This window comes from Pseudomonas sp. GXZC, assembly GCF_026967615.1.
GTDB classification, from domain to species: Bacteria; Pseudomonadota; Gammaproteobacteria; order Pseudomonadales; family Pseudomonadaceae; genus Aquipseudomonas; species Aquipseudomonas azotoformans_A.
The window spans coordinates 531,767-556,928 of the sequence record NZ_CP114115.1; the positions used below are offsets into that span (position 1 = coordinate 531,767).

Annotated in this window: 22 protein-coding genes and 1 pseudogene; 10 read left to right on the forward strand and 13 right to left on the reverse strand. The window is 60.9% G+C overall.

All coding sequences use genetic code 11. The features are described from left to right. Positions 1–4: 4 nt before the first annotated feature. Positions 5–781 carry a fimbrial biogenesis chaperone gene (locus OZ428_RS02585; protein WP_269132607.1) on the reverse strand — a complete coding sequence of 259 codons (777 nt, stop codon included), beginning with the start codon at positions 779–781 and terminating at the stop codon, positions 5–7. A gap of 63 nt (positions 782–844) precedes the next feature. Then, complete coding sequence (locus OZ428_RS02590) at positions 845–1,426, reverse strand: fimbrial protein (RefSeq protein WP_269132608.1); 582 nt, start codon at positions 1,424–1,426, stop codon at positions 845–847. A gap of 368 nt (positions 1,427–1,794) precedes the next feature. On the opposite strand from OZ428_RS02590, the gene OZ428_RS02595 reads away from it, so the two are divergent. Beyond that, the gene (locus tag OZ428_RS02595) at positions 1,795–2,469 is read left to right on the forward strand and encodes a response regulator transcription factor (protein WP_269132609.1); all 675 of its coding nucleotides are present in this window, start codon (positions 1,795–1,797) and stop codon (positions 2,467–2,469) included. 13 nt (positions 2,470–2,482) lie between these two features. Here the strand turns inward: OZ428_RS02595 and OZ428_RS02600 are convergent, their stop codons facing one another. The 10 genes from OZ428_RS02600 to OZ428_RS02645 form a co-directional block, all read right to left on the reverse strand. Beyond that, positions 2,483–3,103 (reverse strand): TetR/AcrR family transcriptional regulator, encoded by a 621-nt coding sequence (locus OZ428_RS02600; protein ID WP_269132610.1) that lies wholly within the window; start codon positions 3,101–3,103, stop codon positions 2,483–2,485. Between the two features lie 27 nt (positions 3,104–3,130). Then, a complete protein-coding gene (gene phaC, locus OZ428_RS02605; RefSeq protein WP_269132611.1) occupies positions 3,131–4,813 on the reverse strand; it encodes a class II poly(R)-hydroxyalkanoic acid synthase in 1,683 nt (560 codons plus the stop codon). A gap of 89 nt (positions 4,814–4,902) precedes the next feature. Further along, positions 4,903–5,748 (reverse strand): poly(3-hydroxyalkanoate) depolymerase, encoded by an 846-nt coding sequence (gene phaZ / locus OZ428_RS02610; RefSeq protein ID WP_016979176.1) that lies wholly within the window; start codon positions 5,746–5,748, stop codon positions 4,903–4,905. A gap of 22 nt (positions 5,749–5,770) precedes the next feature. Then, on the reverse strand, positions 5,771–7,450 hold the full coding sequence (phaC, locus tag OZ428_RS02615; RefSeq protein ID WP_061434981.1) for a class II poly(R)-hydroxyalkanoic acid synthase: 1,680 nt from the start codon (positions 7,448–7,450) through the stop codon (positions 5,771–5,773). Positions 7,451–7,699: 249 nt separating this feature from the next. After that, positions 7,700–8,077 (reverse strand): gamma-butyrobetaine hydroxylase-like domain-containing protein, encoded by a 378-nt coding sequence (locus OZ428_RS02620; protein WP_038844804.1) that lies wholly within the window; start codon positions 8,075–8,077, stop codon positions 7,700–7,702. 165 nt (positions 8,078–8,242) lie between these two features. Further along, positions 8,243–9,580: an ATP-dependent protease ATPase subunit HslU gene (gene hslU, locus OZ428_RS02625; RefSeq protein WP_038844805.1), complete on the reverse strand. Its 1,338-nt coding sequence runs from the start codon at positions 9,578–9,580 to the stop codon at positions 8,243–8,245. A gap of 36 nt (positions 9,581–9,616) precedes the next feature. After that, a complete protein-coding gene (gene hslV / locus OZ428_RS02630; protein ID WP_003171209.1) occupies positions 9,617–10,147 on the reverse strand; it encodes an ATP-dependent protease subunit HslV in 531 nt (176 codons plus the stop codon). 276 nt (positions 10,148–10,423) lie between these two features. Further along, positions 10,424–11,125, reverse strand: a complete 702-nt coding sequence (locus tag OZ428_RS02635) for an SPOR domain-containing protein (protein WP_025858692.1) — start codon at positions 11,123–11,125, stop codon at positions 10,424–10,426. A gap of 1 nt (position 11,126) precedes the next feature. Further along, complete coding sequence (gene argS, locus OZ428_RS02640; protein WP_095014382.1) at positions 11,127–12,863, reverse strand: arginine--tRNA ligase; 1,737 nt, start codon at positions 12,861–12,863, stop codon at positions 11,127–11,129. Positions 12,864–13,081: 218 nt separating this feature from the next. Beyond that, the gene (locus tag OZ428_RS02645) at positions 13,082–15,301 is read right to left on the reverse strand and encodes a primosomal protein N' (RefSeq protein ID WP_269132613.1); all 2,220 of its coding nucleotides are present in this window, start codon (positions 15,299–15,301) and stop codon (positions 13,082–13,084) included. 215 nt (positions 15,302–15,516) lie between these two features. On the opposite strand from OZ428_RS02645, the gene rpmE reads away from it, so the two are divergent. The 3 genes from rpmE (at position 15,517) to OZ428_RS02660 (ending at position 18,015) form a co-directional block, all read left to right on the forward strand. Next, positions 15,517–15,735: a 50S ribosomal protein L31 gene (gene rpmE / locus OZ428_RS02650; protein WP_010213765.1), complete on the forward strand. Its 219-nt coding sequence runs from the start codon at positions 15,517–15,519 to the stop codon at positions 15,733–15,735. Positions 15,736–15,770: 35 nt separating this feature from the next. Then, positions 15,771–16,565, forward strand: coding sequence for a thermonuclease family protein (locus OZ428_RS02655; RefSeq protein WP_269132614.1), 795 nt, complete (start codon positions 15,771–15,773; stop codon positions 16,563–16,565). A 181-nt stretch (positions 16,566–16,746) separates the two neighbouring features. Next, complete coding sequence (locus OZ428_RS02660; protein ID WP_016979185.1) at positions 16,747–18,015, forward strand: malic enzyme-like NAD(P)-binding protein; 1,269 nt, start codon at positions 16,747–16,749, stop codon at positions 18,013–18,015. Between the two features lie 325 nt (positions 18,016–18,340). Here OZ428_RS02660 and OZ428_RS02665 read toward each other — a convergent pair whose 3' ends face one another. After that, positions 18,341–20,800 (reverse strand): penicillin-binding protein 1A, encoded by a 2,460-nt coding sequence (locus OZ428_RS02665; RefSeq protein ID WP_442964829.1) that lies wholly within the window; start codon positions 20,798–20,800, stop codon positions 18,341–18,343. Positions 20,801–20,851: 51 nt separating this feature from the next. Between OZ428_RS02665 and OZ428_RS02670 the strand changes: the two genes are divergently transcribed. The 6 genes and pseudogenes from OZ428_RS02670 to aroK all read left to right on the forward strand — a co-directional run bounded on the left by OZ428_RS02670 (position 20,852) and on the right by aroK (position 25,101). Beyond that, the gene (locus tag OZ428_RS02670; protein ID WP_021492324.1) at positions 20,852–20,998 is read left to right on the forward strand and encodes a hypothetical protein; all 147 of its coding nucleotides are present in this window, start codon (positions 20,852–20,854) and stop codon (positions 20,996–20,998) included. 23 nt (positions 20,999–21,021) lie between these two features. After that, entirely contained in the window at positions 21,022–21,675 is a 654-nt protein-coding gene (pilM, locus tag OZ428_RS02675) for a type IV pilus assembly protein PilM (RefSeq protein ID WP_050572433.1), read from the forward strand. After that, positions 21,672–22,226: a PilN domain-containing protein gene (locus OZ428_RS02680; protein ID WP_269132617.1), complete on the forward strand. Its 555-nt coding sequence runs from the start codon at positions 21,672–21,674 to the stop codon at positions 22,224–22,226. The genes pilM and OZ428_RS02680 overlap by 4 nt, the downstream gene beginning before the upstream one ends. After that, the gene (locus OZ428_RS02685; protein WP_269132618.1) at positions 22,223–23,182 is read left to right on the forward strand and encodes a pilus assembly protein PilP; all 960 of its coding nucleotides are present in this window, start codon (positions 22,223–22,225) and stop codon (positions 23,180–23,182) included. The genes OZ428_RS02680 and OZ428_RS02685 overlap by 4 nt, the downstream gene beginning before the upstream one ends. 138 nt (positions 23,183–23,320) lie before the next feature. After that, positions 23,321–24,578: pseudogene (locus OZ428_RS02690) on the forward strand (type IV pilus secretin PilQ); the annotation flags it as partial. Between the two features lie 4 nt (positions 24,579–24,582). Continuing rightward, on the forward strand, positions 24,583–25,101 hold the full coding sequence (gene aroK, locus OZ428_RS02695; protein WP_016979191.1) for a shikimate kinase AroK: 519 nt from the start codon (positions 24,583–24,585) through the stop codon (positions 25,099–25,101). Positions 25,102–25,162 lie beyond the last annotated feature (61 nt).

A 25,162-nucleotide genomic window follows, 5' to 3' on the forward strand; every position in this document is an offset into this window, starting at 1 on the left:
TCTGTTACCCGGCAACTGGAGGTGTAAGGTCTGCCGAGTGGCGCACGCGGGCGCCGAAGTCGCTGACGGCGGTGAATTCGACCTTGAGCGCACCGTTAGGGCGTTCGCGCAGCGACGGCAGCGCGAATACTTTCACGTCGCCGGCCGGCATCATCAGGCTGTCGTTGGCTTCCTTGTTGGCGGCTTTGCCGAAACGCCTTCCTTCGCTCACCAAGACCACTGAACTCAGGGAAACATGGTACGGCGTGGGGTTGGTCGCTTGCAGGGCATAGCCCTGGTGGTGGGCAACCAGTTTCCATTGCAGCTTGGACGCCGCGCTGCCCACCGAGTACGGCAATGTCTGCGGTCGCAGAAACACCCGCAAGCGGGTGCGAAAGGCCAATTCGATCTGGTTGTTCTGTTCGGCACCGGCGGTCAGCGGTGGGACTTCCAGCACGTTCAGCCAGTACAGGCTTTCGCGGTCGGCGGCCGCGCCCTCCCCGGAATAGCGCAGGCGCAGCGCCTGTTGCTGGTGCGGCTCGATGCGGAAGATCGGTGGCGAAAGGGTAAACGGTGTCTGCGCCGTGGCTGGTGTGGAGCGGATGTCGCCCCTGTCCAGCCAGGTTTGTACCAGGGCCGGGCGGTCACCTTTGTTTTCCAGGCGCACGACCACTTCCTGCTGATCGGCGGGGTAGATCACGCGGGTGCCATAGATAATGACCCCAGCCTGGGCGGGAAATGCGTGTAGCAGTAACCCTGCGATACCCCAGGTGGCAAGCGCGAGGCAGACCAGCTTTTTCATGCTCAATGTTCTCTACGAATCAGGCGGATGGGCCTGCCTGGCAACTGCAGGCCCGCTTGCGGTTTAGTTGTCGTACACGACCATGAAGCCGACGCGCGTCTTGACCGTGCCTTCAGTCGCGGCACCGCTGGCGTACATCTGCGCGGCCAGTGGGATGACCGCCTGGTTGTCGGCGATCACCACGCCTTCGGATTTTTCGGTGTAGACGTTGATCGGCGAGCCGTTACGGTTCGTCACTTCAACCTGGACGTTCTTGGCGTTGGTGGTGTCGGACGGGTCATCGTGGCCGTCGATGTTCAAGCGCCCGGTCGCCACATCAATGGCCGGGCTGGTGGGGTCGAATGCAATCATCGCGGTGCGGCCGTTGGTGCAGCCGCCTTCGCCAGGCGCGCCAATGCGAATGGTGAAACCGGTGAGGTTGGCGCGATCACCCGGCTTCGCCAGGCGTGCGGCAGACACACCGCCGAGGTTGACGTCTTTGACCACGGCACCGGTGCCCGGCGCTGCGCCCTCGATGGTGCAGGTCGTATCGTTCACCAGCCCGGTGAAATTGATGGTTCCGTCATTGGCGGCGTGTGCCGGTTGCGAAACGGCCGCAGCCAAGGCAAGTGCTGCGGCAAGGGTGGAGAAAACGTTGACTTTCATAGTGCTCCCAATCGTGAGTTATTTGCGTAACCCGCCGCACAGTGAAGTGCTGCATCGGTAATTTGTTTCGTTTTTTTACCGAATTGCGGGGAGCTCTAATTTGGCTGGGAACGTTAACGATGCCTATAGAGATGTAACGAGATTTATCTAGTAATTGTTCGAAGTCCAAAATATTAATTAAAACAATTGTATGGGTCTGCGTCTGTAAGAATTAGGTGTAAGGCATATGTGTAGGGTTAAGTTGTAAGGGCGGGTCGAGTTGTTTTTTCTATGTTGAATCATGAAAAAAGCTGCGCTATACCCTGTTCGTGCAAGGAGCGTATTTGAACTAAGTTGTACCTACTTTGGCGAACTTTCTGGTGGCCGATATGCACACCATCATGTTGTTGGATGATCACGAGATGGTTCGACAGGGGATCGAACTGGGCCTGCGCATAGAGACCGATCTGGATGTCATCGGCTCATTCAGCACGTCCAGGGCCTTACTGGATGCGCTCACACAGCGACCTGCGGATGTGGTGGTGATGGACTTTACGCTGGGGCCGTCGGACATCGATGGCCTCAGCCTGATCCAGATGCTGAGCCGGCGCTTTAAGCGCTGCAAGGTGCTCGTGGTGTCGTCGCACTGCACACGTGCAAGGGTCACGCTGGCGTTGAAGGCTGGAAGCCTGGGGGTGCTGGGCAAGACCCAACAGCTCACGGAATTGGTCGTGGCTATTCGAACCGTCGCCCAAGGGCGGATTTACCTGCAACGCGGCATGTTGTCGGTATTGCAGGAGGGGGAGTCTGCTTTGCGGCAGATGACTATCGAGTCGAAACTTGAAACGGCTATGCCGTTGCGATTAAGTGGATCTTTAACGCCCAAAGAACAGGAAGTATTGCGTTGTTTTTTGGATGGCATGTCCGTGAATTCAATTGCGGCGAAGTTTTCGCGCAGTGCAAGTACCATCAGTACACAAAAACAATCGGCTTATCGAAAACTGGGGATCAGGACCGACAGTGAACTTTTCATGTTCACTAAGCAGTTTGGTCGACCTGATTGATTTTAATGAGTCTTTAAATCGGATTGTCCAGATACCGCGACGCCCATTGTTCCGTGGCCTGTCGTGCCGGGGACTGCAGATGGGGCGCCACCAGCATCATGATCTGGTAGATCACCACTTGCACCTCACCTTCGCGATCGAGAATCCGCTGGTAATCCAGGGAGAACAGCAAGGTCAGGGTGATTTGCTCAACCAGTTGCCCCAGCGCCTGGGTGTCGCTGACCAATTGCCCGGCGGCCTTGAGCCGCGCCAGCAGAGACGCCAAGGTCCGTTTGAGCGCCGTCAGCAGGTTGCGAATGCCCTTGGCCAGCTTTGGCAGACGCCCCGCCAGGTTCGACAAGTCCTGGAACAAGAACCGGTAATGCGCCATACGCTCGACGATCAGGTGCAGGAACAGCCAGTAATCCTCGGCTTCCAGTTGCGCGTCCGCCGGAGGGTCGAGCAGGGGCGCCAACTCATTCTGGAAACGCTCGAACAACCCGAGCACCAACGGTTCCTTGCCATGGAAGTGGTAGTAGAGGTTGCCGGGGCTGATCCCCATTTCATTGGCCACCTCCATGGTCGACACATTCGGCTCGCCCTTCTGGTTGAACAACTGCAGGGCACATTCAAGGATACGGTCGCGGGTCTTCATCCAGTCTTCTTAATGTGATCGTTGAGCTCAGCGCACCCGCACATAGGTGCCGGGCGCCGCTTCCATCGGTGGGTAATTCTGGTTGCCCAGGGCGGTGAGGGTTTCCCGTTGCACGCCGGAGCGCTGCTGGATCCACTCCAACCATTGCGGCCACCAACTGCCTTCGACGTGGTTGGCGTCGTAGTACCAGGCGCGCGGGTCGCTGCTCAGCTTGGGGTTCTCGACGTAGTTGGCCTTGGGGTTGCCCGGCGGGTTGAGAATGCTCTGGATATGCCCGCTGTTTGACAGCACGAAGCGCCGCTCGCCGCCCAGCAATTGGGTGGATCGATACACCGCGTCCCACGGCGTGATGTGGTCGTTGATGCCCGCCACACTGAAGCTGTCCACCGTGACCTTCTGCAAGTCGATCGGCGTGCCGCACACTTCCAGGCCGCCGGGATGACTCAGCGGGTTGTGCTTGAAAAAGTCCAGCAGGTCGCCGTGCAGCGCGGCGGGCAGGCGTGTGTTGTCGTTGTTCCAGTACAGGATGTCGAAGGCCGGCGGTTCCTTGCCCAGCAGGTAGTTGTTGATCCAGTAGTTCCAGATCAGGTCATTGGGGCGCATCCAGGCGAACACCTTGGCCATGTCGCGGCCGTCCAGCACGCCTTGCTGATAGGAGCGGCGCTTGGCGGCTTCCAGGGTCTGCTCGTCGGCGAACAGGGTGGCGGGGCTGTCGATCTGGCTGTCCAGCAGGCTCACCAGGTAGCTGGCGCTGGAGATGCGGCGCAACTGGCGCTTGGCTTGCAAGTGGCCTTGCAGCGCGGCGATGGTCAGGCCACCGGCGCAGGCGCCCATCAGGTTGACCTCACGGGCGCCGGTGATCGCGCGGCACACGTTGAGCGCTTCTTCCAGCGCAGCGACGTAGGTGGACAGGCCCCATTCGCGATGCCGCACATCCGGATTGCGCCAGCTGACCATAAAGGTCTGCAGGCCATTCTTGAGGGCGTACTGCACAAAGCTGTTGGCGGGGCTCAAGTCGAAAATGTAGTACTTGTTGATTTGCGGCGGCACGATCAACAGCGGCTTGGCGTACTGCTTTTCGCTCATGGGTTTGTACTGGATCAGCTCCAGCAGCTCATTGCGAAACACCACCGAGCCTGGGGTGGTGGCGACCGACTTGCCCACCTCGAAGGCGTGCTTGCTCACCTGGCGCGGCAGGCCATTGTTGTGCAGCAGGTCTTCGAACAGGTTGGTCACACCGCGCACCACGCTGTTGCCGCCGGAATTGAGCAGTTCCTTGATCGCCAGCGGGTTGAGCAGGGTGTTGGAAGGGGAGACCGCATCGTTGATCAACGAGAAAGCAAAATGCGCTCGGGCGCGGTCATCGGCGCTCAGGTTGCTGTCATCGATCCAGTGACGGGTCTGCTTCTGCCAGCTCAGATAGGCTTGCAGGCTGCGCCGGTACAGTGGGTTGAGTTTCCAGGTGGGGTCGGTGAAGCGGCCGTCGTTGGGGTTGGGTTCGTGCACGGTTTCACCGAGCAGCACGCGGCCCAGTTGACCGCTCAACGCCCAGGCATGGCGAGCGGTATGCACCGGGTTGCGCAAGCCATGGGCGGCCACGCTGCGCAGGGTCGACAGCAGGTCCCGACCGCGCAGGCCGGTGATTGCATTTTGCGCATTGATGAACGCGGCAGGGGTGGGCGCCGGGTTCGTCACGGGTCTTTCTCGCATGAGCCAACACTCCTTCGTCAAGCCATCAAACAGGCACGCCAATTCAGAACCATAGCCGGTTCCTGGCAAGTTGCGCGGCGGTGCGGTCCTTACACGGCCGGTCGCGGATGGATCACCGCGCGCATGCGCTCCTCTTCGAGAAATTTCATGATGATCGGCGCCACGGCTTCCGCCCGGGTGATCAGGAACAGGTGGCCGTCATCGATGATGTGCAACTGTGCATTGGGGATGCGCCAGGCCAGCATGCGCATGTTGATCAGCGGGATCAGCGGGTCATCGTCCCCCGCCAGCACCAGGGTGGGTTGGCGGATCTTGTGCAGCCAGTGGATGCTGGTCCAGCCCAACCCGGCGAATAGCTGCCAGTAGTAACCCAACTTACCGGCCGAGCGCACTTTGCTGGCATGCTCGGCGGCGAGCTTGGAATCGCGGCGGAACGAGCCGCCGTAGATCATCGGCGCGATGCGCACCACATGGGACGGTTGGATGTAACGGCGCGGGCTGGCCATCAACCACAACACTTTCGGCTTGCCCGGCACCATCACCGCACCCGCCGCCGTGGCCGCCAGAATCAGCTTCTTGCAGCGCTCCGGGTAGTCGTAGGCAAACTGCTGCGCCAACGCGCCGCCCCAAGACACGCCCACCGCGTTCACCTGGCCATAGTCCAGGTAATCGAGCATGCGTGCGGTGAGTTTGGCCAGGCCTGGGAAACGGTACGGTCGATTGGGTGTGGAGGAACCGCCCACGCCGGGCACATCGAACGCGATCACTTCCAGGTCCGGGTCTAGTGCCTGGACGAACGGAAACACCAACTCAAGGTTGGCGCCGATGCCATTGAAGATCAGCAACGGCGTCAAGTGAGGCTTGCCCGGGCGCACCGCCGTGCGGATGGTCTGGCCATCCAGGTCGATGGTGCGGAAGATGAACGGTTGCGGCATGGGCTTACCCTACGGGTGAGGATTATCGTTCGTGTACATAAGTGCCCGGCGCCGCTTCGGCCGCCGCATAGGTTTTGTTACCCAGGCTTGTAGGCGCTTTCTTCAACTTGCCCGCCCGTTCCGCCTGCCAGGCTTGCCAATGCAGCCACCACGAATCGGTGTGCTTGGTGGCATTCTCCTGCCATTCCAGCGGCTTCGCCGTCAGGCTGTCGCTGGTCTGGTAGCGCGCCTTGGGGTTGCCCGGCGGGTTGAGGATGCTTTGGATATGCCCGCTGCTGGACAGCACGAACTCCACCTTGCCGCCAAACAGCTGCGCCGACTTGTAGCACGACTGCCACGGCGTAATGTGGTCGTTGGTGCCAGCCAGGGAATAGATATCGGCAGTGACCTGCTTGAGGTCGATGGGCGTACCGCACACTTCCAGTGCGTTGGCGCGCACCAGTGGGTTGTTCTTGAACAGCTCGATCAGGTCACCGTGGAATGCCGCCGGCAACCGCGTGGTGTCGTTGTTCCAGAACAGGATGTCGAACACCGGCGGTTCGTTGCCCAGCAGGTAGTTGTTGACCCAGTAGTTCCAGATCAGGTCGTTGGGCCGCATCCAGGCAAACACCTTGGCCATGTCGCGGCCTTCCAGCACGCCGGCCTGGTAGGAGTGGCGCTTGGCCGCCTCCAGAGTCTGTTCGTCGACAAACAGTGCCACCTGGGTGTCCAGCGTGGTGTCCAGCACGCTCACCAGCAGGGTCAGGGCGTTGACCTTTTTCTCTCCCAGCGCCGCGTAATGGCCGAGCAGGGCGGTGCAGGTGATGCCGCCGGAGCAGGCGCCGAGCATGTTCACATCTTTGCTGCCGGTAATCGCCGTGACCACATCCACCGCTTCCTTGAGCGCCTCGATATAGGTCGACAGGCCCCACTCGCGCTGGGCCTTGGTCGGGTTACGCCAGCTGACGATAAAAGTTTGCTGGTTATTGCGCAGGCAGAAGCGCGCCAGGCTCTTCTCCGGGCTCAGGTCGAATACATAGAACTTGTTGATCTGCGGCGGCACCACTAGTAGCGGGCGTTCGTGCACCTGTTCGGTGATCGGCTTGTACTGGATCAGCTCCAGCACGTCGTTGCGAAACACCACGGCGCCTTCGGTCGTGCCCAGGGTCTTGCCCACTTCAAAGGCGCCCATGTTGACCTGGCTCGGCATGCCGCCGTTGTGCACCATGTCCTTGGCCAGGTGGGACAGGCCATCGAGCAGGCTCTTGCCGCCGGTTTCAAAGAAACGTTTGACCGCCGCCGGGTTGGCCGCGCTGTTAGTGGGGGCCATGGCTTCGGTCATCAGGTTGATCACGAAGTGGCCGCGGCTGATGTCCTGTTCCGACAGGTTGCTGTCGCCGATCCAGTCGTGCAGTTCCTTGCGCCACGCCAGGTAGGTTTGCAGGTAGCGTTTGTAGAGCGGGTTCTGGCTCCAGGCCGGGTCCTGGAAACGACGGTCGTCGTTCTCGGGCACCAACGCGGATTTGCCGAACATCACGTTCTTCAACTCGACGCCAAAATGCGCGACGTGCTTGACGCTGTGCAACGGTTGTTTGATGGCTTGCGTCAGCACCATCTTCGCCGAGGCGAGTAAATCCTTTTTACGTAACGCGATGATCGGGTTGAGCCCCAGGGTGTTTTCCGAGGCCTGGCGTTTCAAGTCATCGTTGTTCTTGTTACTCATCTACGACGCTCCATTGTCCGAAAGACGAGTACCGGGGACCGCTGCGCACCCAGTTTCGATACACAACACAAGCCTGGTACTGCGACTCGGGTGACCGTTGATACCGCATCGTCAAATGCAGGGAACTTGCCAGCTCCATTGGTTACCCGAGTTTAATTTTTTTCGCAAGCGGACCAATCGTTGGTCACGCGACAGGGCATTCAAGCAGATGAAATTAGAAAATGCCCTCTAAAGAGCAAGAGGCCTGTGCTAGAGCATCAGCCGTACGACCGACTGATCCGGATCGCGGGTTTTGCCGGCGGCTTTGAGTTCGGCCAGATAATCGACCCACAACGCGTCTTGGCGCACGGCGAGTTGGTAGAGGTAGTCCCAGGTGAACAGTCCGCTGTCATGACCGTCGTCGAAGGTCAATTTCAGTGCGTACTGGCCGGCCGGTTCGATCTTGATCAACCGCACATTGAGCTTGCCGAATTGCAGGATGGGTTTGCCGTGCCCCTGGACCTCGGCGGAAGGCGAGTGGGTGCGCAGCAGTTCGGCCGGGAGTTGGTACACCTCGTCGGGCCCGTAGGTGAGGCCGAGGGTGTTGGAGGTTTTGTGCAGGTTTACAGCGGTGGGAAATTTAGTCATGGCGCAAGTCGTCCAGTATGGCTGGTATATGTGGCGAGGGAGCTTGCTCCCGCTGGACCGGGCTGGCGCTCCAGTGCGAAGCGCTCCCAATATTTTGGGGCCGCTGCGCTGCCCAGCGGGAGCAAGCTCCCTCGCCACAAGAGACCGCCGACGCAGGGAGATGACTTACAGGATATACCGCGACAGATCTTCGTTCTGCGCCAATTCGCCCAAGTGGCTGTTGACGTATTCAGCGTCGATCTTGATCACTTCGCCATTCTGCGCGCCAGCCAAATCGCCAGCACTGAAGGAGACTTCCTCCAGCAGCCGCTCCAGCAAGGTATGCAAACGACGGGCACCGATGTTCTCGGTCTTCTCGTTGACCTGCCAGGCGATCTCCGCCAGGCGCTTGATGCCGTCCGCTTGGAACTCGATACCCAAGCCTTCGGTTTTCAGCAGCTCACGGTATTGCTCGGTGAGCGACGCATGCGGCTCGCTGAGGATGCGCTCGAAGTCGCCTGGGGTCAGCGCCTTGAGCTCCACGCGGATCGGCAGGCGGCCTTGCAGCTCCGGCACCAGATCGCTTGGCTTGCTCAGATGGAAGGCACCGGAGGCAATAAACAGGATGTGGTCGGTCTTGACCATGCCCAGCTTGGTGTTCACCGTGCAGCCTTCGATCAGCGGCAGCAAGTCGCGCTGTACGCCTTCGCGGGACACATCGACACCGCCGGAATTGCCGCGCTTGGCCACCTTGTCGATCTCGTCGATAAACACGATGCCGTGCTGCTCGACCGCTTCCAGGGCCTTGGCCTTGAGTTCTTCCTCATTCACCAGGCGCCCGGCTTCTTCGTCGCGCACCAGTTTCAGCGCTTCCTTCACCTTGAGCTTGCGGCTTTTCTTCTTGCCCTTGCCCATGTTGGCGAACAGGTTCTGCAACTGGCTGGTCATTTCTTCCATGCCAGGCGGGGCGGAGATGTCGACGCCGGAGACTTCAGCGACTTCGATCTCGATTTCCTTGTCGTCCAGCTGGCCTTCACGCAGGCGCTTGCGGAACAGTTGGCGGGTGTTGGAGTCCGAGGCCGGCGCGGCGTCTTCGTTGAAACCCATGCGGGCCGGTGGCAGCAGGGCGTCGAGGATGCGTTCTTCGGCGGCGTCTTCGGCGCGGTGGCTGACCTTGGTCACTTCCTGTTCGCGCAGCATTTTCAGGGCGGCGTCGGCCAGGTCACGGATGATCGACTCGACGTCGCGGCCCACGTAGCCCACCTCGGTGAACTTGGTGGCTTCGACCTTGATGAACGGCGCATTGGCCAGCTTGGCCAGGCGACGGGCGATTTCGGTTTTACCGACGCCGGTCGGGCCGATCATCAGGATGTTCTTGGGCGTTACTTCAACGCGCAGTTCTTCGGGCAGTTGCATCCGGCGCCAGCGGTTACGCAGCGCAATGGCTACGGCGCGCTTGGCATCGTCCTGGCCGATGATATGGCGGTTGAGTTCATGGACGATTTCGCGGGGAGTCATGGACATAGTGTTTGGCGGCCTCAAGCGGAATAAGCCTACGGCTTACTCGGCGAGGTCCTGCTCCTCAATGGTCTGGTTGTGGTTGGTGAACACGCAGATATCACCGGCGATGCCCAGGGCGGTCTCGACGATTTCGCGAGCCGACAGGTCGGTTTTCTTCAACAGTGCGCTGGCGGCCGCTTGGGCGTAGCCACCGCCGGAACCCATGGCGATCAGGCCATGTTCAGGCTCAACCACATCGCCGTTGCCGGTGATGATCAGGGAAGCGTCTTTGTTGGCGACGGCCAGCATGGCTTCCAGGCGGCTGAGGGAGCGATCGGTGCGCCATTCTTTGGCGAGTTCAACCGCAGCGCGCACCAGGTGGCCCTGATGTTTCTCTAGCTGGCCTTCAAAACGCTCGAAAAGGGTGAAAGCGTCGGCGGTGGCGCCGGCAAAGCCTGCGAGAACCTGGCCGTGGTACAGGCGACGCACTTTCTTGGCGTTGCCTTTCATCACGGTATTACCCAGGGAAACCTGGCCGTCGCCGCCCATGACGACTTTGCCGTGGCGACGTACTGATACGATGGTGGTCAAGGGGAGAGTCTCCACGCAGCGGGGCGAAAATGCCCTGATGGAAACTGATATGGGGGTGGTGGGGGGATTTCAACCGTAGGAAATGTAGTGAGCGGGCTTGCTGTGGTGAGCGGGCTTGCCCCGCGCTGGGCTGCGAAGCAGCCCCACTATAAGAAGCGCAGTTTTTTTCAGACAGGCGGTTTTTCCCATTTTTGGGCTGCTGCGCAGCCCAGCGCGGGGCAAGCCCGCTCACCACAAAAGCCCCCATACATACATTTTGATCTGTGTTGACTGTAATCAGCGACTCTGGCGTTGTTGTAACAACAGGTTGCTAAAGCCCGCGCCGGCCAATTGCTTCTGCGCCACAGTCAACTGTTCACGGTTGCTGAACGGCCCCACCAGCACGCGATACCAGGTCGCATCCTTCACCGTACCCGACTCAACCGTCACCGACTGCCCCAGCAGAATGATCTGCGCTCGCACGCGGTCCGCATCCGCCTGTTTCGGGAACGAACCCGCTTGCAGGAAGAACTTGGTCACCGGCGCGGCTTTGGTCTCGGCAACCGGCGGTGCTGGCGGCGGCGTAATGCCAGCCAGCGCGGCCTGGGCGCGTGCCGTGTCGATTTTTGCCGCTTCCGCCGGGGTGACGGGCGTGGTCGGCACCTGTGGCGTCGGCAGGGTTTTCTCCGGCACGGCGTCAGGCGGCACGATCACTTCCGATTCCGGCAGCAGCGTGTAGAAGTCGTACTTCGGCTTCACAGGTGCGGTCGGGCTTGGCGCCGTCTTGTTGGCTTCGGCCATTTTCGTGGCCTTCTGCTGTTCCTGCTTGACCCGTTTGACGTCATCGCCCTTGCCCGGATCCAGCTTCATCAGGAACACGATAAACGCACCGACGGTGAGGCCGATCGCCATCCACAACCAGCCCGGTATCGGCTTCTTCGCCGGGGCCTGGTAGCGGCTGGCGCCGCGCTTGGGTGCAGGTTTTTTCTTGGCAGCCAACTTACATACGCTCCAGAGTTTCCAGGCCCAACAGCTCCAGGCCTTGCTTGAGGGTCCGTCCCGCCAACGCGGCGAGGCGCAGGCGGCTTTGCTTCTGGGCTTCGTCGTCGGCGGTGAGGATCGGGCAGTTCTCATAGAAGCTGGAGAACAGGCCGGCGACTTCGTACAGGTAAGTGCACAGGATATGCGGTGTGCCTTTTTCACCGACGCTGTTCAGCACTTCGCCGAATTGCGCCAGTTTGGCGGCCAGTTCCTGTTCGTGCGGGGCGTCCAGCACGATCTGGCCTTCGACTTCGCTGAAGTCCTTGCCCAGCTTGCGGAATACGCCCGCCACACGGGTGTAGGCGTAGAGCAGGTACGGCGCGGTGTTGCCTTCGAAGTTCAGCATCAGCTCGAAGTTGAAGCTGTAGTCGCTGGTACGGTGCTTGGACAGGTCGGCGTATTTCACCGCCCCGATGCCCACCACGCGGGCGATGTTGCGCAGGTCGGCCTCGGCCAGCTCCGGATTCTTTTCCTTCACCAGGTTGTAGGCACGTTCCTGGGCTTCGGTCAGCAGGTCGATCAGCTTCACGGTGCCGCCGTCACGGGTCTTGAACGGGCGGCCATCGGCGCCGTTCATGGTGCCGAAGCCCATGTGTTCCATGTGCATCGGGTGGGTGACGAAGCCGGCGCGACGCGCCACTTCGAACACCTGCTGGAAGTGCAGGGCCTGGCGCTGGTCAACGAAATACAGCGCGCGATCAGCCTTGAGCACGCCGCTGCGGTAGCGCACGGCGGCCAGGTCAGTGGTGGCGTAGAGATAGCCACCATCGGCCTTGACGATGATCACCGGCAGTGGTTCGCCTTCGGCGGTCTTGAACTCTTCGAGGAACACGCACTGCGCGCCGTTGCTTTCTACCAGCAGGCCTTTGGCCTTGAGATCGTTGACCACGTTGATCAGGTCGTCGTTGTAGGCGCTTTCGCCCATCACGTCGGCCATAGTCAGCTTGACGTTGAGCAGCTCGTAGATTTCCTGGCAGTGGGACAGGGAAATCTCACGGAAGCGGTTCCACAGTTCCAGGCATTCCTTGTCGCCGGCTTGCAGCTTGACCACTAGGCCACGGGCGCGGTCGGCGAATTCTTCGGACTCGTCGAAACGCTTCTTGGCAGCGCGGTAGAAGTTTTCCAGATCCGACAGCTCGTTGCTGGTGATCGGGTTTTCCTGCAGGTAAGCCATCAGCATGCCGAACTGGGTGCCCCAGTCGCCCACGTGGTTCTGACGGATCACGGTGTCGCCGAGAAACTCCAGGACCCGCGCTACGCCGTCGCCGATGATGGTGGAGCGCAGGTGGCCCACGTGCATCTCTTTGGCCAGGTTCGGTGCCGACAGGTCAATCGCCACGCGTTGCAGCGGGCCGGCTTTGCGCACGCCGATCTTGGCGTCGGCCAGGGCCGCATCCAGGCGCGAAGCCAGGGCCTGGGTGTTCTGGAAGAAGTTGATGAAGCCTGGGCCGGCGATTTCAGCCTTGGTGACGCTTTCGTCCACCGGCAGCGCGGCGATGATTTTCTCTGCCAGGTCGCGCGGCTTCATGCCCGCAGGCTTGGACAGCATCATCGCGATGTTGCTGGCGAAGTCACCATGGGTCTTGTCGCGGGTGTTTTCCACCTGGATCGCCGGCGTCAGGCCTTCAGGCAACACACCTTCGTTGACGAGTTGGGTGAGGGCTTGTTGGATCAGCTGGCGAATGGTGTCTTTCATGGTGTTCTCTTTCGACCGCAAGCGGCGGCGCGCGATGCGCAGGTGGAAAAACTGGGCATTATCCGTGGCGAGGGCGGGCTTGCCAACCTTCGAAGACCCTCTACAGACGATTAACCTGTGGCGAGGGAGCTTGCTCCCGCTGGGCTGCGTAGCGGCCCCAAGCTTTTGGGAGCGCTGCGCACTCCAACGGGAGCAAGCTCCCTCGCCACAGAGTTCATTTAATACAAATCTACCGGGTCTACGTCCAATGACCATCGCACTTGGCGACCGCTGGGCATTTGCTCCAGGGCAAGCAACCAGCTACTTAATAGTCGATGAAGGGGCGCGCGCGAGGTTGCCTGCAAGAGTAGCTGAGCGCGATAACGCCCGGCGCGGCGCTCCATCGGGGCGGGCACCGGGCCGAGCAGTTCGATGCCGCTCAGGCCCAGTTCGCCGAGCAAACGTTCGGCGGCGCTGCACGCTTCATCCAGAAAACTCTCTGCTTGCCCTGGCTTGTGGGCTTCGGCGCGCAGCAGGGCCAAATGGGAAAACGGCGGCAGGCCCGCCGCGCGACGTTCGCTCAGCGCCTGCTCGGCGAAGGCGAAGTAGCCTTGTTCGGTCAGCTGGATCAGTAGCGGATGGTCGGCCAGGTGAGTCTGGATGATCACCCGGCCTGGCTCTTCGGCACGCCCTGCGCGGCCAGCAACCTGCACGATCAACTGCGCCATGCGCTCGCTGGCGCGGAAATCACCGGAGAACAACCCGCCATCGGCATCCAAGATCGACACCAGGGTCACCCGTGGAAAGTGGTGCCCTTTGGCAAGCATCTGCGTGCCGACCAGGATGCATGGGTGGCCTTTCTGGATGGTCGCGAACAGTTGGTTCATCGCGTCCTTGCGCGAGGTGCTGTCGCGGTCGACCCGCAAAACCGGGTAATCCGGGAACAGAATGCCCAGGCGCTCTTCAGCCCGTTCGGTGCCCGCGCCCACTGGTCGCAGGTCGACTTTGCCGCACTGCGGGCAGTGGCGCGGTACGCGTTCCACATGGCCGCAGTGATGGCAACGCAGTTCGCCGTAGCGCTGGTGCACGGTCATGCGCGCATCGCAGCGCTCGCATTCGGACATCCAGCCGCAGTCGTGGCACAGCAGGGTCGGTGCAAAACCGCGCCGGTTGAGGAATACCAGGACCTGTTGGCCAGCGGCGAGGGTCTGGCCGATGGCTTGTTGCATCGGCCCGGAAATCCCGCTGTCCAGCGGACGGCTTTTGACGTCCAGGCGCAGGAATTTGGGTTGCTTGGCGCCACCCGCGCGCTCGTTGAGGCGTAGGAGGCCGTAACGCCCGGTGTAGGCGTTGTGCAAGCTCTCCAAGGATGGCGTGGCCGAGCCCAGCACAATCGGGATGTCTTCCTGGCGTGCACGCACCAGTGCCAGGTCGCGGGCGTGGTAACGCAAGCCTTCCTGCTGTTTATAGGAGCCGTCGTGCTCCTCGTCGATGATGATCAGCCCAGGGTTTTTCATCGGGGTGAACAGTGCCGAGCGGGTGCCGATAATAATGTCGGCCTCGCCATCCCGTGCGGCCAGCCAGGATTCGAGACGCTCACGGTCATTGACTGCCGAGTGCACCAGCGCGATGCGCGCGTTGAAGCGCTGTTCGAAGCGCGCCAGGGTCTGTGGGCCCAGGTTGATCTCGGGGATCAGCACCAGCGCCTGTTTGCCGGCTTGCAGGGTCTCGCGGATCAACTGCAGATAGACTTCGGTTTTGCCGCTGCCGGTGACGCCCGCCAGCAGGAACGCATGGAAACTGTCGAAGCCGGCACGAATCGCCTCATAAGCGGCGCGTTGCTCGGGGTTCAGTGGCAGTTCCGGTTGGGCCAGCCAGTGTTCGTGGCGGGCATCGGGGGCGTGTTTGCGGATTTCCACCTGCACCAGGCCCTTGGCGAGCAACAGGTCGAGGCTGTCTTTGCTCAGCATCAGCTTGCTTAACAGCTGATGGGCTACGCCATGGGGGTGCTGGGCCAGTGTCGCCAGGGCTTCACGCTGGCGCGGGGCGCGGGCGATGCGCGGGTCGTCGAGGCGCGCACCGGGCACCATCGACCAGAAACGTTCCTGGCGCGCTTCGGCCAGTTCGCCCTGGCGCAGCAGTACTGGCAGCGCCCAACTGAGCGTATCGCCGAGGCTGTGCTGGTAATACTGGGCGGTCCACAGGCACAGCTTGAACAGGGCAGGCGGCAACGGTGGGGTGGCGTCGAGCATCGCCAGCGCAGGCTTGAGCTTTTCCGCCGGGACTTCGCTGTGGTCCGCGACTTCCACCAGAATGCCGATCATCTCCCGCCGGCCAAACGGCACGCGCACGCGCATGCCCGGCTGCAACTGCGCCCGCAGCACGCCGGCCGGGGCCCGGTAATCGAACAGGCGGCGCAGGGGCGAGGGCAGGGCTAGGCGCAAAATGGCGTCGGGCACGCGGGGAGTCTCATATAAAGGCAGGCGGTGGCGCAGGGGCGGGAGCCTAGCAGACAGGGGAGGGCTTGGGTATGCCACGGTTTTCTGATGAAAGGAGGTTTTCAGCCGGATACGCGGCTTGCGCGATTAAAAAGGTCTGGTAGAATCCGCGGCCTAATTACGTGCGGTATTCGACAATAGTGTCGAGTGGCGGCACGCTAGCCCGAGGAAGTGCCATGAAAGCCGATATCCATCCAGCGTACGAAACCATCGAAGTCACCTGCAGCTGCGGCAACAAGTTCGAAACCCGTTCGAACCTGTGCAAGCCACTGGGTACTGACGTATGCAACGAGTGCCACCCGTTCTACACCGGTAAGCAGAAAACTCTGGACACCGGCGGCCGTGTACAGCGCTTTGCTGACCGTTTCGGTGCTTTCGGTGCCAAAAAGGCCTAAGGCCGATCAACTTGGGAAGCCGTTACGGTTTTTCCATGCTGATAAAAAAGGCGTCCCTTGTGGGCGCCTTTTTTGTGCCTGGGATTTGGCTCTCGTTCGCCCAGGCCCAGGTGTTCTGCCCCGCACCGGCCACGCTGATCCACGTAGAGGTGCAGCGCGTAGTGGATGGCGACACCCTGCGCCTGAAGGACGGCCGCAATGTGCGGATGATTGGCCTCAATGCCCCGGAAACCGGCAAGAAGGGTCGCCCCGACGAACCTTACGCAGTCGCCGCCAGCCAGCGCTTGCAGGCATTGGTCGATGCCAGCGACGGTCGCGTCGGCCTGGTGCCTGGGCGCGAGAGCAAGGACCGCTACGGCCGCACGTTGGCCCACCTGTACGGCGCGGATGGCGAGAATCTTGAGGCGCGGCTGCTGGCTGAAGGCCTGGGGTTTCAGGTAGGTGTTGCGCCCAACGTGGATCTTGTCGCCTGCCAGCAGGCCGCTGAAAACAGCGCCCGTGACACGCGGTTGGGCCTGTGGCGGCAATCGCCGGTGCAAAACGTGGCCCGGCTCAAGCAGTCCGGCTTCGCCTTGGTCAGCGGCCGGGTGAGCAAGATCGAACGCAATCGTGGCGGAATCTGGATCGAATTGCAGGGTTCACTGGTATTACGCATTGCACCCGACCTCGTCAAACAATTCGACTCTGCAACCCTCAGTGGTCTGCAAGGCAAGGCAATCGAGGCGCGTGGCTGGGTGCAAGATCGCGCCAAACGCGGTGGCCTGAAAAACGGCCACGCACGTTGGGTGCTGCCATTGACCGACCCCAGCATGCTCAAATCGACTGATTAAGAAAAAATTGTAGACATTTTTTTATTCGATTGTGAACAGTTGAGCCCTTGTATCCCGTGGCTCTTGGCCAAAAGTCGTAGCGCAGGGCCCTTGACACCTGTGACTGCCCAGTCTTGTAGGGACTTTGCGACACGCGTATCCTCGGCGGTCCGTCGACCAACAGTAAAAGCGGAATGCCGATATGTCTGATTTGAAAACTGCCGCTCTCGAATATCATGCCCATCCTCGTCCAGGAAAGCTGAGTGTAGAGCTCACCAAAGCCACTGCCACCGCTCGCGACCTGTCGCTGGCCTACAGCCCTGGTGTTGCCGAGCCCGTACGTGAAATCGCCCGCGACCCTGAACTGGCGTACAAGTACACCGGCAAAGGCAACCTGGTTGCAGTGATTTCCGATGGCACCGCGATTCTGGGCCTGGGCAACCTCGGCCCATTGGCTTCCAAGCCAGTCATGGAAGGTAAAGGCGTGCTGTTCAAGCGCTTTGCCGGCATCGACGTTTTCGACATCGAAGTCGACTCCGAAAGCCCGCAGGCTTTCATCGACACGGTCAAGCGCATTTCCATCACCTTCGGTGGCATCAACCTGGAAGACATCAAGGCACCTGAGTGCTTCGAGATCGAAAAGGCCCTGATCGAACAGTGCGACATTCCGGTATTCCACGATGACCAGCACGGCACCGCGATTGTTACTGCGGCCGGCATGATCAACGCCCTGGAAATCGCTGGCAAAACCCTGGCCGACGCACAGATCGTCTGCCTGGGTGCTGGCGCTGCGGCCATCTCCTGCATGAAGTTACTGGTGAGCATGGGCGCCAAGCTGGAAAACATCTTCATGGTCGACAGCAAGGGCGTGGTCCAGTCCGAGCGTACCGACCTGAACCAGTACAAAGCGATGTTCGCTCACGCGACCGACAAGCGCACCCTGGCTGACGCCCTCGACGGTGCAGACGTGTTCGTCGGCCTGTCCGGCCCGAACCTGCTGAGCGCCGAAGGCCTCAAATCCATGGCCGCCAACCCGATCGTGTTCGCTTGCTCCAACCCTGATCCAGAAATCTCTCCGGAACTGGCTCACGCCACCCGTAGCGACGTGATCATGGCGACCGGCCGTTCGGACTACCCGAACCAGGTCAACAACGTATTGGGTTTCCCGTTCATCTTCCGTGGTGCCCTGGACGTCCGCGCCAAGCGCATCAACGAAGAGATGAAAGTGGCTGCCGCCAACGCCCTGCGCGAACTGGCCAAGCTGCCGGTGCCTCAGGAAGTGTGCGACGCCTACGGTGGTATCAAGCTGGAATTCGGTCGTGAGTACATCATTCCGAAACCAATGGATAAGCGCCTGATCACCCTAATCTCCGATGCCGTGGCCAAAGCTGCCATCGAGACCGGCGTTGCGACCCTGCCGTATCCGAAGCACTACCCGCTGCAAAGCGTGGATGATGTGTTCAACGGCTAAGTCGTTGTAACGCACCAACAAAAAGCCCCGGCTCTCGCGAGCCGGGGCTTTTTTGTGGCGAATCTCTTTGTGCTGGTCAGGCTTGCTGTGGTGAGCAGGCCTTTGTGGTGAGCAGGCCTTGTGGTAAGTGGGCTTGTTGTGGTGAGCGGGCTTGCCCCGCGCTGGGTGGCGAAGCCGCCCTAATCCAGGCAATGCGGTAAGTCAGTTAGAGCTCGGTTGTATGTTTTAGGGCTGCTTCGCAGCCCAGCGCGGGGCAAGCCCGCTCACCACAAGAGCCCGCTCACCACAGCAAGCCCGCTCACCACGATAAGCCCTGCTTCCAACCTCAGAACAGATCAATCGGTGCCGCCTCATCCGCCGGCAGCGGGCTGCCTGGCACAACGCCATTGCCCAGCTCGTTGACCGACGGCGGCGTGTCTTCGCTCTTGAACAGTTCGAAGTACGCATTCGGCGTGCTTGGCGACGCTGCACGGCCACTCACCGGGTCGATGCGCAGGCTGAGGATACCTTCCGGCTCCGGCTGGGTATGCGGCGGCTTGTCCTTCAGGGCGGCGCCCATGTAGCTCATCCAGATCGGCAGCGCGACGGTGCCACCAAACTCGCGGCGACCCAGGCTTTCCGGTTGGTCGTAGCCGGTCCACACGGTGGTCACGTAATCGGCGTTGTAACCGGAGAACCAGGCATCCTTGGATTCGTTGGTGGTACCGGTCTTGCCCGCGATATCCGGGCGGCCCAGGGCCAAGGCGCGGCGGCCGGTGCCCTTCTTGATCACGTCTTCCAGGATGCTGTTGAGGATGTAGGTGGTACGGCCATCCACGATGCGCTCGGCCACGGCAGGCGCCTGCGGCTCGGTTGCAGCAGTGTTGGTGGCAGGTGCGGCACCTGGAGTCGGCTCAATGGTGATACCGCCATTGCCTGGGGCCGCCAGCCCATCCGTCGCCGCCACGCCATTGACCACATCCCCCGGCACTCGCGGCGGGTTAGCGGTGAACAGGGTGTCGCCGTTACGGCTTTCAATCTTGTCGATCAGGTACGGCGCGATCTTGTAGCCGCCGTTGGCAAAGGTGCTCCAGCCGGTGGCGATTTCCATCGGCGTGAGGGTCGCGGTGCCCAGGGCCAGGGACAGGTTTGGCGGCAGGTCCGACTTGTTGAAGCCAAAGCGCGTCATATAGTCGATGGTCTTGCCGACGCCCATGGCCTGCAGCAAGCGGATCGATACCAGGTTACGCGACTTGTACAGCGCTTCGCGGATACGGATCGGACCGAGGAAGGTGTTGGTGTCGTTCTTCGGACGCCAGACCTTGTCCAGGTACTCGTCGACAAACACGATCGGCGCATCGTTGACCAGGCTGGCGGCGGTGTAGCCATTGTCCAGCGCGGCGCTGTAGATGAACGGCTTGAAGCTCGAACCAGGCTGGCGCTTGGCCTGGGTGGCACGGTTGTAGTTACTTTGCTCGAAGGCGAAGCCACCGACCAGAGCGCGGATTGCACCATTCTGCGGGTCCAGCGACACCAGCGCGCCCTGGGCGAGCGGCACTTGGCTGAACTTGAGGCTGTCGTCCTTCTGGCGTTGCACGCGGATCAAATCACCCACCTGGGCCACGTCAGACGGCTGCTTGGGCAGCGCGCCCATGCTGTTGGTGTTCAGGAAGGGACGCGCCCATTTCATGCTGTCCCACGCTACATGGGCTTCGCCGGTGCGGGTCAGCACCTGTACGCCGTCTTTCTTAACCTGGGTGACGATAGCCGGCTCCAGGCCACTGATGGCGCGCTGCTTGCCCAGTTCGGTGGTCCAAGCGCTCAGGGTCTTGCCTGGCAGGCGTGATTCAGGGCCACGGTAGCCGTGGCGCTGGTCGTAGGTGATCAGGCCGGAATGCAACGAGTCATTGGCGATTTCCTGCAGGTTGCTTGGCACCGTGGTGGTCACCCGGAAACCTTCGGTGTAGGCCTCACTGCCATAGCGGCCAACCATCTCGGCGCGCGCCATTTCAGCAATATAAGGCGCGTTCACTTCCGGCGTCGGCACGTGGTAGCTGGCGTTCAGCGGTTCGGCGATGGCGCTTTCGTAAGCGGCCTGGTCGATCTTGCCCAGCTTGTACATGCGGCCCAGGATCCAGTCGCGGCGTTCTTTGCTGCGCGCCGGGTTGGCCAGGGGGTTGAAGCGTGAAGGGGCCTTGGGCAGACCGGCAATCATCGCCATCTGCGCCAGGCTGGCGTCACGGATGGACTTGCCGTAGTAGACCTGCGAAGCCGCCTCGATGCCGTAGGCACGGTTGCCCAGGTAGATCTTGTTGACGTACAACTCGAGGATCTCGTCCTTGGTCAGCTGGCGTTCGATCTGCAGCGCCAGGAGGATCTCGGTGGCTTTACGCGAAAAGCTGCGCTCGCTGGTGAGGAAGAAGTTCTTCGCCACCTGCATGGTGATAGTGCTGCCGCCGGACTGGATGTGTCCGCTTTTTACCAGTTGTGTCGCCGCACGCACCAGGCTGCTGGGGTCGACGCCATAGTGGTTGGCAAAATTATCGTCTTCAGCTGACAAAAGGGCGCTGATGAAATTGGGCGGAATATCGGCAAAACGGATCGGTGTGCGGCGCATTTCGCCGAACTCCGCGATCAGTTTTTCATCGCTGCTGTAGACCCGCAAAGGAATCTGCAACTGGATACTTCTGAGGGCCTCTACCGAGGGCAAACCCGGACTAAGGTAGAGGTAAGCCCCGCTGAGCACGAGCAGCAGCCCGCAAACGATGGCGACAATGGAGTACCCGAAAAACTTCAGCAGACGAATCAAGGCTTTTGGATTTCCAGAGAAAAGAATGAGTTAGGCGTCGGGGCATGCATGGCAAACGATGGATCGACCCGAGCTGCAGATAAAAAGCGGGAAAAAACGCTGGGCATTAAAGCATTTTTCGACTTGGGACGTCATTCGCACCTGTTCAACAAGTCGACCGAATGCATGGCGCCCAGCGGCAATCAGGCGGTATGACAGGCAAAGCTTTAGGGAGTTTTATGGGAAAGGGATTTTTCACGGGAAAAGGCGGCACCTTGCTGGGTGTCGACATCAATGACACGGCCATCCGCTTGATCGAGCTGGGCCGTTCAGCTTCAGGCTACAACGTTCAAGGCTACGTCACACAGGCGCTGCCGGCGCAAGCGGTAGTCGATGGCACGTTCCTTGATCTAGACGGCGTAGGGCGCGCCCTGCGCAGCGCGTGGTCGCGGTTGTCGACTTCGGTTCGTGGTGCTGTCGCTGCAGTGTCCGGACCCTCGGTGATCACGCGGATGATCGAGATGGACGCCGGGCTCTCTGATGATGAGATGACCTGGATGATCCAGATGGAGGCGGACCAGTACATTCCTTATCCGCTGGATGATGTGGCTATCGACTTTCAAGTGCGCGGGCCGACGGCCCTGGATCCGAGTCGGGTCGAGGTGCTCTTGGCCGCGTGCTTGAAGGAACACGTGGAGGCTCGCGAGGCGGTTTTGGCGCTGGCGGGGCTGGTGCCGAAGGTGATCGATATCGAAGCGTTTGCATTGGCGCGCGCTTGCCGTCAGGATTTCGCCAGCTTCACGCCGAGCCATCGCGTCGATGGTGCACAATGGGCCGTGGATGCCCAGGGGATGGGAATTGCCTGCGGGTTGGCCCTGAGGAGTTTCGCTTGAAGACACGAATCAACCTACTGCCTTGGCGTCAGGCGCTGGCAGAGCGGCGACGCAAGTATCTACTGGCGTGCTTGCTGGTGTTCACCTGTGCGGCGCTCGCTGCCGTGTGGCTGGCGGACCAGGTCATCGACCAGGCCATCGACCGTCAAGTGACCCGCAATGACCATCTGGGCAAGGAGGTCATCGGCCTGGATTCACGCATCAAGACCATCGACGATCTGCAGGAGCAAAGCCAGCAATTGGCCCAGCGCATGAAAGTCGTGCAAGACCTGCACGATGCCCGCTCGCCAGGCGCGCAGCTATTGGACCAACTGGCGCGCGCGGTCCCCGACGGCGTGCACCTGCATGAAGTGGTCGCCAAGGGCGATACGGTCAGTATCAGCGGCAGCGCTGAGTCCAGCCAGGACATCGCCCAATTGATGCGTCGCCTGGAGGCGGCGGAAGGTGCCCATTCCACGCGTCTGCAGCATGTGCGAACGGATGGCGCGCGCGGTAACAATGAATTCCAGCTGATGGTGCGTCAGGGAGAGTCCTCCGAGGCTCAACCTTGAGCCTGCCAAGGCTCAATCTTTCTGCACTCACTCACAACGCTGCAAAATGGCCCCTACCTGGCAAGGCCCTGTTGGGCTGTGCGCTGGCGGGCGTGGTGTTTGTGGTGGGCGACCTTGTGTACCTGAGCCCTTCGCGGGAGCGGTTGCGTCAGGTCGAAGCGCGGGAAGTGGCCCTACAACAGCAAATTGCACACAAGACTGGCCTGGCCGCCAGCCTTGAAGCGCGCGCACAGCAGCTTCAACGGATGCAAGTTAAGGTCAATGAACTAACGCAGGCGTTGCCCGGCGAGTCCGAAATGCCTGGCTTGCTCGAAGATATCGCGCGCTTGGCACTGGCCAATGGCTTGCTGGTCGAGAGCGTCACGCCGTTGGATGAGGAGTCTCAGCCGTTCTTTCACGAACAACCCGTGCAGGTCGGTGTCATGGGCACTTATCACGATCTGGCAATGTTCCTCACGGGTCTGGGCAGCCTGTCGCGCATCGCTACAGTGTACGATAGGGCCCTGCGGCGTGATGGCAAGCTGCTGCGTCTGGACCTGCTGGTCAAGACTTACTGGCATGCGCAGGGCGGTGGGCAGCGTGTACCGCGACAGCCTTTTGCCTACGACTTGTCGGGGTTGCGTGATCCCTTTCAACTGCTCGCAGCGCAGGTCGACCCTGTGAAGGGGCGGCCGGCCCGGGCGCCGGATCTCACCCGACCGCGTGGCGTGCTGGAAAGCCTCGCGGTTGACCAGTTTGAAATGGTCGGCACGCTGTCCCGTGGGGTGCAGGTTTTTGCCTTGTTACGTGCTGCCTCCAAGGTCCATCGCCTGGCGGTCGGGGACTACCTGGGGCCGGATCATGGTCGGATCACGGCCATCCATGAGCGCGCTATAGAACTGGTCGAGCTGTTTCCCGATGGTCAGGGCGCATGGCTGGAACGCCCGCGAACCTTGTTGTTAAACATCAACTCATAACGGAATCAAACAATGAAAAGGACTTTCTCGTCCTTCGGTGTGGCGCTATGGATAGCGTTCACGGCACCGATGGCTGCTGCTGTGCCCAATCGTGTGGATCTGATCCAGTTGCCGCCTCCCGGCATCGGCACACTGAGCGCCTACACAGGCGATAAGCTCACCCTCAACTTCCAGAGCATCGAGTTGCGCACCGCGTTGCAACAAATTGCCGATGTGGCGGGCCTCAACTTGGTTGCCAGCGATGATGTGCAAGGCTCGATCACCCTGCGTCTCAAGGAGGTGCCCTGGGACCAAGCGCTGGACCTGGTGCTGCAAGCTAAGGGCCTGGACAAGCGGGTCAAGGCCGGTGTGTTGCTGGTGGCGCCGGCCGAGGAACTGGCTGCGCGTGAACTGCTGACGCTGGAATCGCGCAAACAGATGGCCGAATTGGCGCCGTTGCGCCGGGAGCTGCTGCAAGTCAATTACGCCAAGGCGGCGGACCTGGCCAAGTTGTTCCAGTCGGTCACCGGCCTTGAAGGCGTGACCGATGAGCGAGGTTCGGTGGCGGTGGATGATCGCACCAACAACATCATCGCCTACCAGACCGTTGAGCGGCTGGAAGAGCTGCGGCGGATCGTGGCACAGCTGGATATTCCGGTACGCCAGGTGATGATCGAGGCGCGGATTGTCGAGGCCAATGTCGATTACGACAAAAGCCTCGGCGCACGTTGGGGTGGGCGGCTCAATCGGGGCAACTGGGGCGCGGGAGGCATTCCGAAACCTCAGCCTGAAGGCGCGGAACCGCCGGAAAATCCACCCAGTTCACCCTTTGTGGACTTGGGGTCACTCACCGGCACTTCGGGCCTGGGTATCGCCTATATCACCGACAACCTGCTGCTGGACCTGGAACTCACCGCCATGGAGAAAACCGGCAACGGTGAAATCGTCTCGCAACCCAAGGTGGTCACGTCCGACAAGGAAACCGCGCGCATTCTCAAGGGCACCGAGATTCCCTACCAGGAATCCAGCTCCAGTGGCGCTACGTCGGTTTCATTTAAGGAGGCCTCGCTGTCGCTGGAAGTCACCCCCCCAAATCACCCCGGATGACCGCGTGATCATGGAGGTCAAGGTCACCAAGGACGAGCCCGACTACCTGAACAAACTCAACGACGTACCGCCGATCAAGAAGAACGAGGTCAACGCCAAGGTGCTGGTCAAGGATGGCGAGACCATCGTCATCGGCGGGGTTTTCTCCAATACCCAAAGCAAAGTGGTAGATAAAGTGCCATTTTTGGGCGATGTGCCGTATCTTGGCCGCCTTTTCCGGCGCGATGTGATGGCGGAGAAAAAATCCGAGCTGCTGGTATTCCTGACTCCGCGTATTATGAATAACCAGGCGATTGCTGTGAGTCGTTGATTCTGTGCGAAATTTGATTCTTGTAGGACCGATGGGCGCTGGAAAAAGCACCATCGGCCGTTTGCTGGCCAAAGAGCTGCGCCTGCCGTTCAAAGATTCCGACAAGGAAATTGAATTGCGCACGGGTGCCAATATCCCATGGATCTTCGATAAGGAAGGCGAACTGGGCTTTCGTGACCGCGAGCAGGCGATGATCGCCGAGCTGTGCGGCCTCGACGGCGTGGTATTGGCGACCGGCGGTGGCGCAGTGATGCGTGAAGAAAACCGTCGCGCGCTGCATGCCGGTGGTCGGGTGGTCTATCTGCATGCGTCGGTCGAGCAGCAGGTGGGCCGCACCGCCCGCGATCGCAATCGCCCGTTGCTGCGCACGGCCAACCCGGAGAAAACCCTGCGGGACCTGCTCACGCTGCGCGATCCGCTGTATCGGGAAATCGCCGACCTGGTGGTAGAAACCGATGAGCGGCCACCTCGGATGGTGGTCCTCGACATTCTTGAGCGCCTGCAACGGCTGCCACCCCGTTAAAGCCCGGCTCGAAATGCGCTATTCTCGGCGGCGCGCTATCACCCTGCGGGGTGTGGCGTAG

What these genes read in the sequence shown, in the direction of transcription:
- OZ428_RS02585 (WP_269132607.1), bottom strand. Translation starts at nt 781, where the DNA reads ATGAAAAAGCTGGTCTGCCTCGCGCTTGCCACCTGGGGTATCGCAGGG.
- OZ428_RS02590 (WP_269132608.1), bottom strand. Translation starts at nt 1,426, where the DNA reads ATGAAAGTCAACGTTTTCTCCACCCTTGCCGCAGCACTTGCCTTGGCT.
- OZ428_RS02595 (WP_269132609.1), top strand. Translation starts at nt 1,795, where the DNA reads ATGCACACCATCATGTTGTTGGATGATCACGAGATGGTTCGACAGGGG.
- OZ428_RS02600 (WP_269132610.1), bottom strand. Translation starts at nt 3,103, where the DNA reads ATGAAGACCCGCGACCGTATCCTTGAATGTGCCCTGCAGTTGTTCAAC.
- phaC (WP_269132611.1), bottom strand. Translation starts at nt 4,813, where the DNA reads ATGCGAGAAAGACCCGTGACGAACCCGGCGCCCACCCCTGCCGCGTTC.
- phaZ (WP_016979176.1), bottom strand. Translation starts at nt 5,748, where the DNA reads ATGCCGCAACCGTTCATCTTCCGCACCATCGACCTGGATGGCCAGACC.
- phaC (WP_061434981.1), bottom strand. Translation starts at nt 7,450, where the DNA reads ATGAGTAACAAGAACAACGATGACTTGAAACGCCAGGCCTCGGAAAAC.
- OZ428_RS02620 (WP_038844804.1), bottom strand. Translation starts at nt 8,077, where the DNA reads ATGACTAAATTTCCCACCGCTGTAAACCTGCACAAAACCTCCAACACC.
- hslU (WP_038844805.1), bottom strand. Translation starts at nt 9,580, where the DNA reads ATGTCCATGACTCCCCGCGAAATCGTCCATGAACTCAACCGCCATATC.
- argS (WP_095014382.1), bottom strand. Translation starts at nt 12,863, where the DNA reads ATGAAAGACACCATTCGCCAGCTGATCCAACAAGCCCTCACCCAACTC.
- rpmE (WP_010213765.1), top strand. Translation starts at nt 15,517, where the DNA reads ATGAAAGCCGATATCCATCCAGCGTACGAAACCATCGAAGTCACCTGC.
- OZ428_RS02655 (WP_269132614.1), top strand. Translation starts at nt 15,771, where the DNA reads ATGCTGATAAAAAAGGCGTCCCTTGTGGGCGCCTTTTTTGTGCCTGGG.
- OZ428_RS02660 (WP_016979185.1), top strand. Translation starts at nt 16,747, where the DNA reads ATGTCTGATTTGAAAACTGCCGCTCTCGAATATCATGCCCATCCTCGT.
- OZ428_RS02670 (WP_021492324.1), top strand. Translation starts at nt 20,852, where the DNA reads ATGGCAAACGATGGATCGACCCGAGCTGCAGATAAAAAGCGGGAAAAA.
- pilM (WP_050572433.1), top strand. Translation starts at nt 21,022, where the DNA reads ATGGGAAAGGGATTTTTCACGGGAAAAGGCGGCACCTTGCTGGGTGTC.